The 15905-nt window shown below is 72.3% G+C and carries 17 protein-coding genes; 2 read left to right on the forward strand and 15 right to left on the reverse strand.

The annotated features are described in order from the left end of the window. Positions 1-336: 336 nt before the first annotated feature. The 10 genes from ACFFIA_RS41415 to ACFFIA_RS41460 form a co-directional block, all read right to left on the reverse strand. Positions 337-1128, reverse strand: coding sequence for a sulfotransferase family protein (locus ACFFIA_RS41415; protein ID WP_377262461.1), 792 nt, complete (start codon positions 1126-1128; stop codon positions 337-339). Between the two features lie 91 nt (positions 1129-1219). Next, on the reverse strand, positions 1220-2752 hold the full coding sequence (locus ACFFIA_RS41420; protein WP_377262463.1) for a flippase: 1533 nt from the start codon (positions 2750-2752) through the stop codon (positions 1220-1222). Next, the gene (locus ACFFIA_RS41425; RefSeq protein ID WP_377262466.1) at positions 2749-3729 is read right to left on the reverse strand and encodes a Wzz/FepE/Etk N-terminal domain-containing protein; all 981 of its coding nucleotides are present in this window, start codon (positions 3727-3729) and stop codon (positions 2749-2751) included. Before ACFFIA_RS41425 ends, ACFFIA_RS41420 begins: the two co-directional genes overlap by 4 nt. 1 nt (position 3730) lies before the next feature. Further along, positions 3731-5176 carry an O-antigen ligase family protein gene (locus ACFFIA_RS41430; RefSeq protein WP_377262468.1) on the reverse strand — a complete coding sequence of 482 codons (1446 nt, stop codon included), beginning with the start codon at positions 5174-5176 and terminating at the stop codon, positions 3731-3733. A 44-nt stretch (positions 5177-5220) separates the two neighbouring features. Beyond that, positions 5221-6447, reverse strand: a complete 1227-nt coding sequence (locus ACFFIA_RS41435; RefSeq protein WP_377262470.1) for a glycosyltransferase family 4 protein — start codon at positions 6445-6447, stop codon at positions 5221-5223. Between the two features lie 366 nt (positions 6448-6813). Next, a complete protein-coding gene (locus tag ACFFIA_RS41440) occupies positions 6814-7023 on the reverse strand; it encodes a LuxR C-terminal-related transcriptional regulator (RefSeq protein WP_377262472.1) in 210 nt (69 codons plus the stop codon). Further along, positions 7020-7280, reverse strand: coding sequence for a hypothetical protein (locus tag ACFFIA_RS41445; RefSeq protein ID WP_377262474.1), 261 nt, complete (start codon positions 7278-7280; stop codon positions 7020-7022). Before ACFFIA_RS41445 ends, ACFFIA_RS41440 begins: the two co-directional genes overlap by 4 nt. Before the next feature lie 21 nt (positions 7281-7301). Beyond that, positions 7302-7610 carry an STAS domain-containing protein gene (locus tag ACFFIA_RS41450; RefSeq protein WP_377262476.1) on the reverse strand — a complete coding sequence of 103 codons (309 nt, stop codon included), beginning with the start codon at positions 7608-7610 and terminating at the stop codon, positions 7302-7304. Next, positions 7610-8071, reverse strand: coding sequence for an ATP-binding protein (locus tag ACFFIA_RS41455; RefSeq protein ID WP_377262478.1), 462 nt, complete (start codon positions 8069-8071; stop codon positions 7610-7612). The genes ACFFIA_RS41450 and ACFFIA_RS41455 overlap by 1 nt, the downstream gene beginning before the upstream one ends. 107 nt (positions 8072-8178) lie before the next feature. Next, complete coding sequence (locus ACFFIA_RS41460; protein WP_377262480.1) at positions 8179-8781, reverse strand: MMPL family transporter; 603 nt, start codon at positions 8779-8781, stop codon at positions 8179-8181. Positions 8782-9243: 462 nt separating this feature from the next. Here ACFFIA_RS41460 and ACFFIA_RS41465 point away from each other — a divergent pair, with 462 nt between their 5' ends. Then, entirely contained in the window at positions 9244-9702 is a 459-nt protein-coding gene (locus ACFFIA_RS41465; RefSeq protein ID WP_377262482.1) for a DUF2867 domain-containing protein, read from the forward strand. Positions 9703-9739: 37 nt separating this feature from the next. On the opposite strand, the gene ACFFIA_RS41470 is transcribed toward ACFFIA_RS41465, so the two are convergent. Next, positions 9740-10717, reverse strand: a complete 978-nt coding sequence (locus ACFFIA_RS41470) for a sigma-70 family RNA polymerase sigma factor (RefSeq protein ID WP_377262484.1) — start codon at positions 10715-10717, stop codon at positions 9740-9742. Between the two features lie 450 nt (positions 10718-11167). On the opposite strand from ACFFIA_RS41470, the gene ACFFIA_RS41475 reads away from it, so the two are divergent. Beyond that, a complete protein-coding gene (locus ACFFIA_RS41475) occupies positions 11168-11317 on the forward strand; it encodes a hypothetical protein (protein WP_377262486.1) in 150 nt (49 codons plus the stop codon). Positions 11318-12070: 753 nt separating this feature from the next. Here the strand turns inward: ACFFIA_RS41475 and ACFFIA_RS41480 are convergent. The 4 genes from ACFFIA_RS41480 to ACFFIA_RS41495 are packed head-to-tail and all read right to left on the reverse strand — an operon-like array spanning position 12071 to position 15902. Beyond that, positions 12071-12565: a flavin reductase family protein gene (locus tag ACFFIA_RS41480; RefSeq protein WP_377262488.1), complete on the reverse strand. Its 495-nt coding sequence runs from the start codon at positions 12563-12565 to the stop codon at positions 12071-12073. After that, on the reverse strand, positions 12550-13083 hold the full coding sequence (locus ACFFIA_RS41485) for an NADPH-dependent FMN reductase (protein ID WP_377262491.1): 534 nt from the start codon (positions 13081-13083) through the stop codon (positions 12550-12552). Before ACFFIA_RS41485 ends, ACFFIA_RS41480 begins: the two co-directional genes overlap by 16 nt. Positions 13084-13095: 12 nt before the next feature. Next, positions 13096-14187, reverse strand: coding sequence for an LLM class flavin-dependent oxidoreductase (locus tag ACFFIA_RS41490; RefSeq protein ID WP_377262493.1), 1092 nt, complete (start codon positions 14185-14187; stop codon positions 13096-13098). 59 nt (positions 14188-14246) lie between these two features. Further along, positions 14247-15902, reverse strand: coding sequence for an ABC transporter substrate-binding protein (locus tag ACFFIA_RS41495; RefSeq protein ID WP_377262495.1), 1656 nt, complete (start codon positions 15900-15902; stop codon positions 14247-14249). Positions 15903-15905 lie beyond the last annotated feature (3 nt).

The raw sequence follows: 15905 nt of genomic DNA on the forward strand, positions 1-15905 counted from the left end.
CGTGCGGCCGGTGGACGGACCTCCACCTCGAAAGCTCCATGGCTCTTGAAGCCTCGGCCGCCCGCGCCTCCGAGGCGACGGTTACCGAGGGAAACATCGCCCCTGTCTGGCTCGCGCGTCGTTCGCCGTCCCCGACCCGGCCTCGGCGGCGACTGGGCGCACCGGTGCGCCCAGCTCGACAGCTTCGCCGCACCAGGCCACCGTCTCTCCCAAGGACACGGAGGGCACCGTCGATCCCCGCACGGAGGCACTCCGCGTGGGAAGGCACCGCCTCCGCGCCTCCCGCGCGGGAGGGCAACGCCGCCGCGCGGAAAGGCACCGCCGGAACCCCGAGCGTCAGGGGGTCGCGGGCCAGGGGTCGGGCCAGCCGAGCAGGTCGGTGAGCCGCGCGTTGTGCGGGGTGAAGTGCTCGCGCAGCGTGCGTGCCACCTCCTCCGGCGGGCCGCCCCGGTCGACCCGGCGCGTGTGCACCGCGAACTCCGCCGGCGTGAACGGATCGAGCTCCAGAAAGCTCAGCACGCCCGCGTACACAGCGGCTGGGTCGGCGTAGAGGTCTTCGCTGCGCACCACGTGCAGGCGTTCGCGGGGTACGTGTGCCAACCACCGCTCCAGCTGCTCGGCATACCGGCCGCGGGCGGCGTACGAGTACCGGCGCAGGCCCTCCGGCGTGGCCAGGCGGGACGGCTCGGTGGCGATGGCGTCGGCGAAGCTGAGCGGCTCGTGGCCGTACGAGCGCGTGTGCAGGTAGTGCGACCAGGCCCGCTCGACCGGGTCGCGGAGCAGCGCGACGAAGCGCCCCTCCGGCAGGGTCGCCGCCGCCCGCTGCGCTGCCTGGGGATGGAAGAGGTAGAAAGGGCTCGCCTCGAAGGAGATCGTGCCGGGGACGGCGGGCGGGAAGTGGCCGCGATACCAGCGCTCGCCGCGTCCGTAGTGGAGGCTGAAGTACTGGAGCTCCTTGCCGGTCGCGGCGCGCACCTGGGGATGCGCGGCCAGGTAGCTGTGCAGCGACGTGGTGCCGCACCGCTGGCCGCCGATAACCAGGAAGCCGGGCAGCGCCCCCGGGCCCGCCGCCCAGGCCCGCGCGCCGCGCACCGCCCGGCGCACGCCGTCGACCACGGCCCGCCTCACGACCCGCCTCCGCGTGCGCGCACGGCGGCGAGCGCCGGCCGCCACGCGAGCCGCCGCCGGTCCGCGCGCGGGGCGGAAACCGCCGGCCGCCTCACGGCGTGACCCGGTCGCGGCGGCGGGCCAGAGCGCGGAGCACCATCGTGTCCTCCTTGGACAGTCCGAGCGCCAGCACCGCGCCACCGTAGACGACGACTGTCGCCGCCAGCCCGGCCACGAGCTGGCCGGCCCCCTCCGGCACCAGCCACCGTACGGCGAGCGCGGCGACGAGCGCGGCCGCGCCGGCGGCCAGGCCCTTCACCAGGCCGGCGGTGACCGGTACGGCGCGGACCAGCCACCACACCTGGGCCACGCGGGCGAGGTTGACCGCGATCAGCGAAGCGCTCCACGCGATGGCGGCGCCGATGATGCCGTGCGCGGGGATGAGCCACAGGTTGAGCCCGATGTTGAGGACGAGCGCGCCGATGTTGTCGAACATGTTCAAGGCGACCCGCCCGGACATGTTCAGCAGCGTGCCGCACGGGCCGGTCGCCGCGTTGACGAGCTGCCCCACCGCCAGGACGACGGTGACCGCCGCCCCCTCCGCGAAGCCGGCTCCGAAGAGCGGCAGCAGCGCCGACGGGAAGACGAGCAGCGCCACGAAGGCTGGCAGGGAGAGCCGCACGACCCAGCCGGTCGCGGCCCGGTAGACGCGGCGCACCTCGGCGAACTGGTCGCGGTGGTAGAGGTAGGCGATGTACGGGCCGAAGGCGGCGTTGATCGGCGCGAGCACGAAGATGGCGACGGTCACCAGCCGCGTGGCGACCGTGTAGACGCCGATGTCCTCGTTGGCGAAGGCACCGAGCATCAGCGTGTCGATCCAGATCAGCCCGGTGGAGGCGAGCGACGAGGCCCAGCTCACGGTGGAGAAGCTGAACAGCTGCCGGGGCCGGTACTCGGGCGCGGCCGGCGCCACGGTGCGCATCAGCCGCAGCAGCGCGCCGACCGCGAGCGCCGCCGCCGTCCACGCGGCCACCACGACGGCCCACAGCGCGCCGGTGACGCCGAAGCCCGCGAGCAGCGCCACGACGGTGAGCACGAGCCGCGCGCCCGGCTCGTAGAGCTGCCCCACGAGCGTGAACGGCCGCTGCGTGCGCCAGCCCCGCGTGGCCGCGAGCGCCGCCTCGCAGATGACCGTGGCGGGCAGCGCCAGCGCGACGAGTCGCAGCCCGCCGGTGAGCGCCGGGTCGTGCAGGACGTCCGCGACGAGCGGCGCGCCGATGGCGAGCAGTACGCCGATCAGCACGGCGCCGGCGGCGGAGATGGCGAGCCCGAGGCGTACGGTGCCGCGGATGCTCGCCGGGTCGTCGTCGGCGAGGTGCACGGCCACGAAGCGGGTCAGCCCGGCCCGGAAGCCGGAGAGGGAGAGCAGGCTGAGCAGTGCGAGGAGCGCGTAGCACTGCGCGTAGCGGCCCACCTCGGCGGTGCCCAGGTCGCGGGCGAGCACCAGCATGACGAGGAAGAGCGCGCCCTGGCTGCACAGCGCGCCGAGCAGGTTGAGGCCGCCACCACGGGCCATCCCGCGCACCTGCCGGTCGCCGTAGTCCGATGTGGACTCCGGCGGCGGGGCGGTCGTCCCGGTGGTCACGCCGCGCGGGAGAGGGCCGGTGCCGGCTCGGCGGCCGCCGCCGGCTGGGCCCGCCGGGACAGCAGCTCCAGCACGACCACGAGCAGCACCGCCAGCAACAGGCCGGCGGCAGCCGCCGGCGGAACGGTGGTAGCCAATGCCCGTACCCGGGAAACCGCGCGGACCTCGCCCACGCTCGCCACCTGGGCCGGATCCGCGGCCTGGGCCTGCGCCCTTGCCCCCTGGAGGCCCTGCCGCGCCTGGGAGAGCGCGCTGGTCGCGGCGTCGCGCTGGGCCAGCAGCGACTGGTAGTCGGGCAGCTTGGGGCCGAGCGCGTCGAGCCGCTTCTGGGCCGCGTCGAGCGCGGCGGTGGCCGCGGCGACCGCGCGGCTGTTGCCGACCGCCTCCATCGAGAGGCGCTGCTGCCGCAGGCTGGCGATCTCGGTGAGCGTGGCCTGGTAGAGCTTGTCCGGCTGGGAGACCTTGTTGGTCTTCTCCCAGTCGGCGATCGCGGCGGTCGCGGTGGTGACGTCGGCGTTGGCCGCGGCGACCTGCTCGGTGGCGATGTTGACCTGGGAGGTGAAGAGGAAGTCGAGCGCGCGCTGGGCGGTGGCGGTGAGCACCGGCTCGACGGTGGCCCGCCGCGTGCCGGTGTACGCGAGCGTGAGCTGGCTGCTCGCGCCGACCTGCGCGACCGCCAGCCCGTCGCGGAGCGTGCCCTCCGCCACGCCGGTGTCGGCGGCGACCTGGTCGAGCACGCGCGGCGAGGTGACCGCCGCCTTGAACGCGGCCACGAACTGGCTCGCCGCCTGCGTTCCGGTGTACTGCTGCGCGGCGGCGCCGCCGACCAGCGCGGGCGCGGCCACGTAGCAGGTGGCGGTGTAGCGCTGCGGCGACAGGCCGACGAACAGGCCGACCGCGAGCGCGGCGGCCAGCGGCACGCCCAGCAGGACCCAGAGCCGCCGCCGCGCGGCCCGCAGGTAGTCGACGATCTCCACGCTAGAGCTCCTCCTGAGCGGGCCGGCTGGCGACCAGGCCGGCCATCGCCGCGAACGCGACGAAGTACCACAGCGTAACCACGTTGGAAATGACGTTGGAGGCCGCGCTCACCGCCACGAACGCGACCGCGCAGCCGGCGAAGCCGACCGCGATCCCCCGGGCCAGCGTGCCCGGCGGCGCCCGCCGGACGGCCAGCGCCGCCGTGTGCAGGCAGAGCAGGATCATGCCGAGGTACGCGAGCAGCCCGAGCACGCCGGTCTCCACGTACGCGCGGAGGAAGTCGTTGTGCGGCTTCTTCGCCTCGTCGGTCTCCCGCTGGGTCATGTTGGGGCCGATGCCGGTGACCGGGTTGCGATTGGCGAGCGTGACCACCTGTGCCCAGTACTCCGCGCGCCAGGCGAGCGTGTTGCCGGTCGGGTCGCCACCGACCTCGCGGGCGGCACCGAGCTGGGCGAACCGGTCGGCGACCCCGGGCGCGACCGCGACCGCGGCGACCGCGGCCAGACAAAGCGCCACGACAAGCCGGGCACTGCGGTGCAACACGGCCACGACGACCAGCCCGATCGCGGCGCCGAGGATCGCGCTGCGCGTATTGGTCAGCACGAGAAAGACCATCGACACGGCGAGCAGCGCGCCCAGCGCCAGCTTGGCCCGCCGCCCGAGGAACCGGTGGACGCCGCAGCCGAAAATCACCATGAACATCAGGTAACGACCGAACGTCGTGGACTGGCTGAACGGCCCACTGATCCGGGTGAAGCTCCCCTTGACCTCCGAGGGCGGCGAGCCGAGCAGCGACATCACGATCGTGTAGCCGAGCGCGAGAGCGAGCGAGGCGTAGACGGCGACCAGGACCCGCCGCACCATCCGGCGCCGCGGCAGCAACTGCTCCAGCACCAGGAACATCGCCACGACCGTGAGGATCCGCAGCACCTCCAGCGCGCTGCTCGACGGGCGGGACGAGCCGAGCGCGCTCACCGCCCCGGTGGCGGCGACCAGCACGAGCGCGATGCCGAGCGGCGAGGTGCGCGGCCACTCGCGGGCCGCTGCGCCGCCGACCCTCGGGGCGCGGGCGGCGGCATGATACTGCGCGGCGAGCCACAGCCCGGCGGCGAGCAGGAAGAGCACGCCGACGAGCGTGGACGGGTCCATCGCGCGCGTGGCGCCGCCGTCGGAGCCGGTGCCGGCGGTCGGCCCGCTCAGCTTGAACAGGTCGACGCAGGAGCGCACCGCCAGCATCAGCAGCACGTAGCCGGCGAACCGGGTCAGCGCCAGCACCGCCACGAGCACGCCGGCCGCGACGGCGAGCGGAAGCACCGCGAGGGTGCGGCTCCCGCCGCCGACCGCGAAGGCGGACACGACAGCGACCGCCGCGGCCGCCAACGCCGCGGCGGCGGTCAGCGCCGTCCCGGCCGGCCGGACCGGGCCCCCTCGAACGAGTACCGTCACACTGCTCTCTAGCCGCTGGTCTGTGGTGTTTGCCCCCGAGGACCCTAACGCTTCGTGGCCAGGTCCAGGTAGAGCCGTTCGAGCAGTCGTGCGGCGGCGTCCCAGCTGTAGTGGGCCATCACCCGCTCGTGCAGCCCGGCCGCCCCGGCCCGCTCCGCCCGCGGGTCGGCCAGTGCCCTGGTCAGCGCGCGCACCAGGTCGTCTTCGTCGCCGTCGCGGAAGAGCCGGTGCCCCGGCCCGTCGCGCTCCAGCACCTCCACGTGTGGCGAGATGTCGCTCGCCACGACCGGGAGCGCGTACGAGGCCGCCTCCAGCAGCGTCAGCGGCAATCCCTCCACATGGGAGGGTTGCACGAAGACGGCCGCGTGCGAGTACAGCTCCGCGAGCAGGTCGCCGTAGGCGAAGCCGGTGAAGACCACGCGCGGGTCGCCCGCCGCGGTCGCCTTCAGGTGGGCGACGAAGTCGTCGGTGTACGACGAGCCGCCCACCACCGCCAGCTTGAGGTCGCCGGGGAGCCGCCGGAACGCGCGCACGAGCAGATCCGCCGCCTTCTCCGGGACGAGCCGACCCACCAGCAGTATGTAGCGTCCCGGGGTCAGACCGTAGCGCTCGGTGATCTGCTCGGCCGGTGCGCGGCGCGCCGGGTTGACCCCGTTGGGCTGGTAGCGGGTCAGCCGGCCGAACTTCGCGTCGTAGTGCGCGGCGAGCCCTCGGGAGACGGCGATCCGCGCGTCCGGCACGTGCCCGCTGAACCAGTACGCGGTGTTGAGCACCGAGCGCGCCGCCCGGCCCCACTTGGCCCGCGTGTGGTCGAGCCCGTGCACGGTCAGCACCACCCTCGCCCGGGACAGGAAGCGCGGCAGCGGCGCCACCAGACCGGGCCCGAGACCGTGGTAGTGCACGACGTCCGGCCGCCGCCGCATCGCCACCACCGTCGAGGCGGCACTGTGGACGATCGCGTCGAGGTGCTTGCTGGCAACGGTGCGCACGCGGTGCAGGCGTACGCCCCGGTGTGTTTCGGTGGTGAGATCCCCGTAACTGTCCCGACAGAACACCGTCACCGAGTGGCCGTAGGACACCAGCCGGCTGCCCAGCTCCTCGACATGCCGCTCCACACCGCCGTACGTCGCCGGCATCCCCTTCTGCCCGATCATCGCGATCGACAGGGGACGCCAGTCGGTCTTCGGCGCGGTGCGCTGCCGCGGGGTGGAATGTGCAGTTTCTCGGCCAAGCTGATGCAGATTTACGGCGGCCTGGTCACTCGCCGTCATCGTTCCTCCTCAAACGCATCGGCGGGGCAACCGCCGCGCCGACGACGGTGTGGAGGTGAAGATCGTGTTCCTGCCCTGGGACGCTAGGCCATGAAGTGGCGTTGCGCTAGCCCCGGGCGACAGCCGGATGTGTCCACAGTGGTGTGGGATGGTGCGCAGGTGCCGATGCCGCGCGGTGCCAGGTGTCACGAGCCGACCCGCCGGGCCGACGCCGAACGGTCCGGAGAGCCGGAAGAGCCGAATACCCGGTTACACCACGGTGAAGTCACGCGTGCCACCACATGACCACCGATGGAGATTGTTGACATTAAACGCCGGAGTTCGCGCCGAAGGCAACACCTTGACCGTCATCGGCCATCACCGATCTCACAACAGACCCTTCCGGACCGCCCACACGACGGCACTGATCGGGGCCTCCACGCCAAGTTCGTCACAGATGGCCCGCAGCCGCCGCCGGACCGTCCGCTCGGACATCTCCGTTCGCCGCGCGATCGTCAGCGTGGACAGGCCCTCCCCCAGCAACCGCAGCAGTGTCAGGTCACGCTCGGTGATGCTGGGCCCTTCGGGCCCACTCATCCCGCGCGCACCGGATCCGTCCCGTCCCAGCCGACCGACGCCTCGTGGAACCGCGCGTACACCCGCGCCTGCGCGGGCGTGTACTCGACCAGCTCGACCATCCCGGGCAGGACGGCGGTCGTGTCGACGTAGACGACCCGGGCGCCGCTCGGCAGCGTGTCCTCGTACGCCACCTCGTGCCCGCGGGCGGCGTACTGCGCCACGAACCGGTCCCAGAAGGGCTGGGCGCGGTCCGCGCCCAGCCCTTCGGTTGACACCGGGCGGCGAGCCCGGCCGGGTCAGTCCGGGCCGCCGTCCGTCAGGAGTGGCAGTACCTCGCAGATTTCCAGCACCTTCCGGGGCAGGCCGTGGACGTTGACCAGCCGCAGCTCCACGCCCGCGTCGTGGGCGGCGGCCCGCGCCTCCAGCAGCGCCGAGACGCCGGTGGCGTCGCAGAAGTCGAGGTCCACGCAGTCGAGCACGATTTTCGTGACGTCCCGGGCCTTCTCCACCGCCACGATCAGGTCGGGGCACGTGGCCATGTCGAGATCACCGGCCAGCACCAGACGCGCCGCGCCGTTGCGCGCGGTCTCAGTGATCGTCAGCATCAGGCACCGTTTCCCGGGGAGAGCGGGTCCGCCGCGTCCAGGGGCGAGCCGTTCCTGGCGGAGTCGGGCATTGGTGGCTCCGGGCAGACGCGCAGCCGTACCCATACGCGCTTGCCGCCGTGGAAGTCCTCGACGCCCCAGGCTTCGCTGTATGCCTCGATCACGCGCAGCCCGTAGCCGCCACCGTTGGCGCGCGGGCCGCGGTCGCGCGGCACCACCGACGAGCCGTCGGCGGCCTGGAGGATCACCCGGCCCTCGTGTGCCCGCATGCTGAGTTCGATGCAACCTCCGCCGTATCTGACCGCGTTGGTCACGAGTTCGCTCACGACGAGCTCGGCCTCGTCCAACCAGTCGGGGTCGGTCAGCTGCCACGCGATCAGCATGTGTCGCATGGCTCGGCGGGCCGCGGCGGGGGCAGCGGTGCCCAACGGCAGATCCAGCGTCGCGTTCAGCTCACTCACGGAAGCTCACCCCCTTCTCGTCCTGGCTGGTCGGTACCCAGTCGGGGGATCTGAGAAACGGCCGCGTAACCGACGCAACAGCGCGTTGGCGGGCGGGCTCGAGGGCGTCACGGCGCCGGAGATGGGGCGGCCTCCGCGGCCTCGCGCAGGTCGGCGTCGCGTTTGTCCAGGTCGGCGGCGGGCTCGCCACCGACCAGCGCCCCGGGCTCGCCCGCCACCGCCGCGCGCAGGTCGCGGATCGCGCGGTCCGCCTCGGGGGTACCGGCGAGCGCGGCCAGGTCGACCCGCCACCGGGCCAGCGTGCCGTCGGTGGAGCGTTCCGGCTGGCTCACCGAGACGACGCCGGCCACGCCCTCGACGGCGGCGGTGACCCGGTCGGCGGCGCCGGCGTCGGCGACCACCGTAACCGGCTGGGAGGTGCCGACCGGGAAGTGCCGGGCGAGCGCCTCCTGGCCGCGTACCGACTCCGCCTCGGTGCGGAACTGCTCGGTCCGCGGCAGCCCTATGTCCACTGTGGCCAGTCTGATGGCGAGCACGCCGAGCCCGAACACGGGCGCCACCACCACGCCAATCGCCGCGCTGACGCCGAGCGTGTGGTTGCTGGTGAGCACCGCCGCGAGCAGGGTCAGCAGGGCGAGCACGACCGTGACCGCGCTCGCGAAGACCGCCGAGCGGCTCCCGGTGATGGTCGCGCCACGCTGGGTACGCAACCGCGTGCAGCCGATCGCGATCCGGGACGTGCTGCACTACCTCACCGCCGCCACCGAGCTTCCGCCCACAGTGGAGGGTGACTTCCCGATCGGCGGCCCGGACGTGCTCACGTTCGCCGACATGACACAGCGGTACGCGCGGGTCGCCGACCTCTCCCGCCGCCTGATCGTGCCGGTGCGCGTGCTGACTCCCCGCCTCTCCGCGTACTGGGTCGGGCTGGTGACGCCGGTGCCGGGGCGGCTGGCCCGCCCGCTGGTGCAGAGCCTGGTGCACGAGGCGGTGGTCCGGGACAGGGCGATCGCCGCGCACGTCCCCGACCCGCCCGGCGGGCTGACCGGGTTCGAGGCTGCCGTGCGCCTGGCGCTGGCCCGGATCGCCGCCGGCGACGTGGGACCCGGTGGTCCACCGCCGCCGCCCCGTCCGACCCGCTCCCCAGCGACCCGGGCTGGGCCGGCGGCACCGTGTACACCGACGACCGGAGCACCGCCGTCGCCGCCCAGCCCGAGAGGCTGTGGGCGGTCATCGAGGCGATCGGCGGCACCAGCGGCTGGCACTCGTTCCCGCTCGCCTGGGCCGTACGCGGCTGGCTCGACCGGCTCGTCGGCGGCGCCGGGCTGGGCCGGGGACGCCGCCATCCGACGCGCCTGTACACAGGCGAGGCGCTCGACTTCTGGCGGGTCGAGCACCTGGAGCGCGGCCGGCTGCTGCGGCTGCGCGCCGAGATGCGTCTGCCCGGCCGCGCCTGGCTGGAGATGCGGGTCGCCGAGCGGGACGGCCAGGTGCGCTACGAGCAGCGGGCCGTCTTCCTCCCCCGCGGCCTGCCCGGCCACCTCTACTGGTGGTCGGTGGCCCCGTTTCACGCCGTGGTCTTCGGCGGGATGGTGGCCAACATCGCCCGCACCGCCGAGTCCGCCGGCTGACCCACCAGGCCAGCGCCGGCCACCTCGGGGACCCCGCTCAGCTCATCGCGGCCGGCACGCCGAAGTTCGCCAGGTCGGTGACGAGGAACGCGGTGATCGCGGTGATCCGGCCGTCGCGGAGCGTAAGCACGTCGAGCCCTTCGCCCACGTACTCGCCGCGGGCCTCGTCCCACCGGTAGCCGGCGAGCGCGAGCTGGCCGTTGGCCCAGGTCGGCACGAGGCGCCACCGGTGCGTGATCGGGCCGGCGAGCAGCGCGGCGCGCACGGCTGCGGGTCCCTCGTACCACTCCGGCGTCGGGGGCATCGCCAGCCGTACGTCCTCGGCCAGCATCGCCACGATCGCGTCCACGTCCGCCGCCTCCCACGCGGCGGCGTACCGCTCGGCGATCGCGAGCACCTCCGGGCCCAGGTCGGCCAGCTCGCGCTGCTGCGACCGGGCCGGCGTGCGAGAGCCGACGACCGCGCGCGCCCGCTGCAACGCGCTGTTGACCGCCGGCACGCTCGTGTCGAGCAGGTCGGCGACCTCTCGGGCCGGAAACTCGAGCACCTCGCGGAGCAGCAGCGCGGCCCGCTGTAACGCGGTGAGCTGCTGCAACGCGGCCACGAAGGCCAGCTCGACCCGCTCCCGCACCACCGCCCGCGCCTCCGGGGCCAGCGCGTCGAGCCCGAGCCGGGCGTCCGGGTACGGCTCCAGCCACTCGGTCTCCTGGCCCGGTGCCGCATCCGCGGAGAGGTCTGTCGGCAGTTCGCGGCGCCGCCGGCTCTCCAGCGAGGTCAGGCACCGGTTGGTCGCGATCCGGTAGAGCCAGGGCCGCACCGGCTGGCGCCCGTCGTACCGCCCGATCGCCTTCCAGGCCCGCAGCAGCGACTCCTGCACCGCGTCGTCCGCGTCGTGCACCGAGCCGAGCATGCGGTAGCAGTGCTGGTGCAGCTCCCGCCGGTGCGGCTCGACCAGCCGCTCGAACGCCCACTCGTCCCCGGCTCGCGCCGCCGCCAGCAGCTCCGCGCTCTCCATCCCTCGTTCCTACGCGATTTTTCCGCCCTCGGCATGCAAGGTGGGTGGCGCCCCGCGTGTCGGTATGGGTAGATGCCCAGGAGAGCGGGGATGGGATGCGGGAGTCCGAGCGCGTGGCGTTCACGGAGTTCGTGGCGGGGAGCAGCGCGCGCCTGTTTCGGGCCGCGATGGCGCTCACCGGCGGCCACCACGCCGCCGAAGACCTGCTCCAGGGGGCGCTGGCCCGTACCTACGCCCGGTGGAGCCACGTCCGCGGCGATCCCGAGGCGTACGTGCGACGGGCCATGTACCGCGCGCAGGTCTCCATCTGGCGGCGACGCCAACGGCACCTGGAGGTCTCGCTCGAGTGCGTGCCCGAGCCGGCCGACCAGCGCGACGACATGCGCGCCACCGATCGGTGGCTGGCGCTGCGCGCGGCCCTGCTGCGGCTCGGGCCCCCGGCAGCGCGCGGTGCTCGTCGCCCGGGTGCTGGAGGACCTGTCCGTGGAGGAGACCGCCGCCCTGCTCGGCTGCTCACCGGGCACGCAGGACGACCAAGACATCGACACCGGACACATCGCGATCACCGTTGCGGAAAGCGCAGACTCCTCAACGCCCTGATAATCACCCCAGCCCACGACCTCGCCCACACCATGCGCTGGTCCGCATGGCGACGCAAAGTCCAAGCCCGCGCCCGACGAGCCCACTACCAGCGCAGACTCACCCGAGACACACAGGTGATGTTGGAGTACTAGCGTTCACCGACGATTAGGCGCGCACACCCCGAGCGTTCCGGCACCCGCCCCGGCCCGCACCAGCCTCGGCAGTCGGCGCAGGGGTCATGGTGCGGGCCGGTATCACGCCAGCCTTGAGACACGACCAAAGGGTCACGCCTTGCCCGGACGCGTCCACCACAAGCGGCAGGAGCGGGCATCTGACCAGCCTCAGGAATTTCACGGCGATGCGCCATCCGGCTGCGGGCCGGGGAGCGTCAGTAGCCGCCGCCCCCTCCACCACAGCTCGACGCCGCCACGACAATAATGACGATGATCACGATCAGTGCGATAATGATTCCCAGGATCACCTTGCCTCGTCTGGTCATGGGTCACCCTCCGCCAGACGCGATGCCCCTGGCGGGAGGCCAATCACACGCCTCACGTTGGATGTAACGCCAGGTAGCGCTGGTGGTCGGCCACCCCTGTTGCGATTTGCCGTCCAACGCTGGCAGGGGCCGGACACGGCGATGAACGAACCATCCAGCCAGGCGCGGAGCGCCGCGAACTGACGCTCTGCGAACCTTGTGGCCGGCGATTAGTCGAGGCCGCAGTATCGGCGTGCCATCGACCGCAACTCGCCGGGCTGCCGGCTTGTGGGTCAGGCTGCCAGGCGGCCGTATGCGCCGCGGAAGTAGAGCAGTGGCTCGGTCGCGCCGGTGTGTTCTAGTGAAACGACCCGGCCGATGGTGAGGAAGTGGTCGCCGGCCTCGTGTTCGGCGACGGTCGTGCATTCCACCCAGGCAAGTACTCCGTCCAGGATGGGGCTGCCGGTGCGGCGGCCTGGTCGCCAGGAGACGTCGCGCCACTTGTCGGGTCCGCTGCGGGCGAATATCGTCGACAGGGCCTGTTGGCCCTGGGCCAGGATGTTGATGCAGAACGACTGCGCTCGCTGGATCGCGGGGTAGCTCTTCGAGGTGCGCGCACTGGAGAACGCGACCAGCGGCGGGTCGAGCGAGACGCTGAAGAACGATTGGCAGGTGAGTCCGGCCGGGGTGCCGTCCGCGATGGCGGTGACGACTGTGATGCCGGAGCAGAAGTGCCCTAGCACTTGGCGATAGGCGGCCGGTGGGATCTCGGTCAGTTCGTCGGGCATCGATCGCCCTTTCCCCGCGCGGCCGCGTTGCTGTGCAGCGCCGCCCGGTTGCTTTCGGTCCAGGACTTGACGGTGGCGTCCAGTTCGGACAGTTGGGCCATGGTGACGTACAGGCTCCGGGTGGGGACGCTCGCGCCGAGTTCGACCAGCAGTGGGCGCAGGTACGCGTCGGGGGCCATCGAGTGGGCCGGCGAGCCGCCGGACATAACCGGGATCGCGACCACGCCGGCGAGCCCGTCGGTCGGGTACCGGTCGAGGAACGCCTTGAGCAGTCCGGTGTACGTGGCCTTGAAGGTCGGAGAGGCGATCACCACGAGGTCGCTGCCGGCCACCGCGGCTGTACACCGGTCCAGTTCGTCGGATGGCCACTGGAACATCGACGCCGCGAGGTCGGCCAGGTCGAAGACCTGGTGCTCGGTCGCGCCGGTGACCTCGGCGACCGCGTCGGCGAGCACCTCGGCGATCCGCCGGGTGCGGGACTGTGGTTTGGGGTTGCCGACCACCACGCTGATCTTCATGCCGTCGCTCCGTCAGTCGAGCGCCAGCGCGGCGCTGGTCAGGCCGTGGCGGGCCAACTGCGGCAGGATGCCTTCGCCGAGGGCGGTCAGGTCGCCGATGAAGTCCGGCATGATGAAGACGGCGCCGTCGATCTGGCCGGCTTCGATGATGTCGGCGAGCTGCTCGGCGATCGTCTCGGTGGAGCCGCAGAGGGTGCCCGTGCTCACCGCGGTCGCCTTTTCCCATACGGCCCGGCGGGCCTCGAATTCCGCCTTGTCCCAGGCCGCGTCGCCGTGCTCGGCGAACATCCGGGCCATGGTCTCGGTATCGCGTCCGGCGTTGTAGAGGTCGAGGCGCCGCTGCGCGTCGGCGTCCGTCTCGCCGGGGATGATCATGAAGACGCAGTACGTCTTCAACGGCGAGCCGACCTCCTCGGCGATGCGCTTGGCGCGGGTGCCCACCTCGATCATCGACTGCCGGGAGGTGCCCTCGAACAGGCAGCCGTCGAGCATCTCGGCGGTGAACCGCAGCCCGACGTCGGAGACGGCGGCGCAGATCATCGGTGGTGGGCCGGCGGCCGGTTTGGGCTTGGACTGGCAGTCCTTGAGCGTGAAGAACTCGCCGTCGAAGTCCACGTCGTCCTCGGTCCACAGCAGTTTGCACACGGTGACCCACTCGCGGGCGCGGCGGTACTTGTCGGGGTTGCTGAGCGAGGCGCCGAGTCCCATCTGGGCCTCGGAGGCGCGGTTGCCGCCGGCGACGATGTTGAGCCCGGTGCGGCCGCCGCTGATCTGGTCGGCGGTGGCGATCATCTTGGCCAGTACCGCCGGGTGGAAGGTGGCGGTGTTGCAGGTGGACCAGACGCCGATCCGCTCGGTGGAGGCGGCCAGCCCGGCTGTGGTGGTCAGCGACTCGAGGTTGACCTCGAAGTGGTGGCTTGGCCCGGCGTAGCCGCGCCAGACCGCCTGGGAGAGGGTGAAGTCGAAGCCCAGCCGCTCGGCCAGCCGGGTCACCGCCAGGTTGTACGCGTAGCTGCCGTCGAGCGTCGGCGTGGTGGTCGACGGGATCCAGCCTCCGCTGCTCACCGGTAGGAACACGCCGTACTCGACCGTCCGTGTGGACATCTGCTCTCCTTGTGCTCGGATCGGCCCGTGGGGCGGCCTCGATCGCCCCACGGGGTGTGTCACTTCCGCCAGCCCAGCGTCCAGAAGCGGGTGTGCGAGTCGTTGGTGAAGGACATCGCGGTCAGCGCCGGGTTCAGCGCGACAGTGCGGCCGGTGATGGCCAGCGGGATCGTCGGCACGTCCGCGGCGATCGTCTCCTGCACCTGTTGGTAGGCGGCGGCGCGGGCGGCCGCGTCCGGGTCGAACCGGTGCTCGGCGTGCAGGCTGTCCACTGTGGCGTTGCTGTAGTGCGTCCAGTTGCTCGACCCGCCGGTCTTGAAGGGCGTGTCGGTGCTCGGGTCGGGGTCGTCGAGCCAGATGACGCTGCTGCCCAGCAGCAACCCGTGCTGGCTTGTCTCGGCCTTCTTGACCCGGGCCGTCCGCTGCTCGGCGAACTGCGTGGTCGGCTGCGGGCTCGCCTCGACGGTGATGCCGACCTGGCCGAGCGCGTCCTTGACCAGCAGGGCGATGTCCTCGTTGTAGACCACGCCGGAGTCGTAGAACATCGGCAGCGTCAGGCTCGTGACGCCCGCCTCGGCCAACAACTGCTTGGCTTTGTCCACATTGGTGGAGTACTGCTCCCAGGCGGGTTCGTACCCGGGCGACTTGGGATTGACGTACGACATCGCCCGCTCGCCCCGGCCGGCCAGGGCCACCTTGAGGATCTGGTCGTACGGCATGGCGTACGCGATCGCCTGCCGCACCCGCACGTCCTTGAGCGCCTCGTCGTCGACGGCCAGGTGCACGGAGACGATGTTCGGGATCGGCTGGTTCAGCACCGAGTAGCCGCTGCTGGCCAGTTCGTCGAAGGAGCGCGGGGTGAGCCCGGTGGCGGCCAGGTCGATGTCGCCGCCCTTCATCAGCGCGACGATGTCCGCGCTGCCGGTGACCCGCAGGACCACCTTCTTGATCTGCGGCTGTTCACCCCAGTAGTCCGGCACCGCCTGCAGGACGGTCTGCTGGTTGGGGGTCCGCTCGGCCACGTAGTACGGGCCGGTGCCGGCCACGTTCTCGGCGAGCCACTTGGCGGACCACGGATCCTCGGGCGTGGCCTTGGACTTGGCCGTCTTGGAGTCCAGGATGCTGAACTGCGGGAACCGCATCGACGGCAGCGAAGCCGGCAGCAGCATCGGCTCGCCGGCCGCGTTCGTGAACGAGAGCTTCACGGTGGCCGGGTCGACGACGGTGACCTGCTTTACCGGGTCGAAGATGCCGGCCAGGTTGGCGTTGAACGCGCCGAACCCGCCCGGTACGGCGACGGTGCGCTCGAAGCTGTACTTGACGTCCTCGGCGGTGAGCGGGTTGCCGCTGGGGTGGAACTTCACGCCCTGCCGCAGGTGGAACGTGATGCTGGCGCCGTCGATGTCCCACGAGGTGGCCAGGGCGGGTGCGACCTCCAGGCCGTCCCAGGTCAGCGAGCCGTCCGGCTGTGGCACCAGCTTGTACCGCACGAGCGGCTCGTACACGTTGACGGCCAGCTCGCGGTTCCACTCCACGAGGCTGAACGGGGGGTCCATGCTGTTCAGGTCGCCGGTCCAGGCGACCACCAGCTGGTCCTTGACCTGGCCCACGTCGGCCGGATCGCGCTCGGCACCGCCACAGGCGGCCGTGGCGAGGGTCAAGGGAAGCGCGGCGGCGAGTAGCCGCCGGCGCCACCGCCGATCGGTTGTCGTCATCTT

This window comes from Phytohabitans kaempferiae (genome assembly GCF_042433955.1).
GTDB classification, from domain to species: Bacteria; Actinomycetota; Actinomycetes; order Mycobacteriales; family Micromonosporaceae; genus Phytohabitans; species Phytohabitans kaempferiae.

Bases quoted from the DNA above. Each gene is read 5' to 3' on its own strand.
- ACFFIA_RS41440 (WP_377262472.1), bottom strand. From the start codon at position 7,023: ATGAGTGGGCCCGAAGGGCCCAGCATCACCGAGCGTGACCTGACACTG.
- ACFFIA_RS41450 (WP_377262476.1), bottom strand. From the start codon at position 7,610: ATGCTGACGATCACTGAGACCGCGCGCAACGGCGCGGCGCGTCTGGTG.
- ACFFIA_RS41495 (WP_377262495.1), bottom strand. From the start codon at position 15,902: ATGACGACAACCGATCGGCGGTGGCGCCGGCGGCTACTCGCCGCCGCG.
- ACFFIA_RS41480 (WP_377262488.1), bottom strand. From the start codon at position 12,565: ATGCCCGACGAACTGACCGAGATCCCACCGGCCGCCTATCGCCAAGTG.
- ACFFIA_RS41435 (WP_377262470.1), bottom strand. From the start codon at position 6,447: ATGACGGCGAGTGACCAGGCCGCCGTAAATCTGCATCAGCTTGGCCGA.
- ACFFIA_RS41470 (WP_377262484.1), bottom strand. From the start codon at position 10,717: ATGGAGAGCGCGGAGCTGCTGGCGGCGGCGCGAGCCGGGGACGAGTGG.
- ACFFIA_RS41490 (WP_377262493.1), bottom strand. From the start codon at position 14,187: ATGTCCACACGGACGGTCGAGTACGGCGTGTTCCTACCGGTGAGCAGC.
- ACFFIA_RS41485 (WP_377262491.1), bottom strand. From the start codon at position 13,083: ATGAAGATCAGCGTGGTGGTCGGCAACCCCAAACCACAGTCCCGCACC.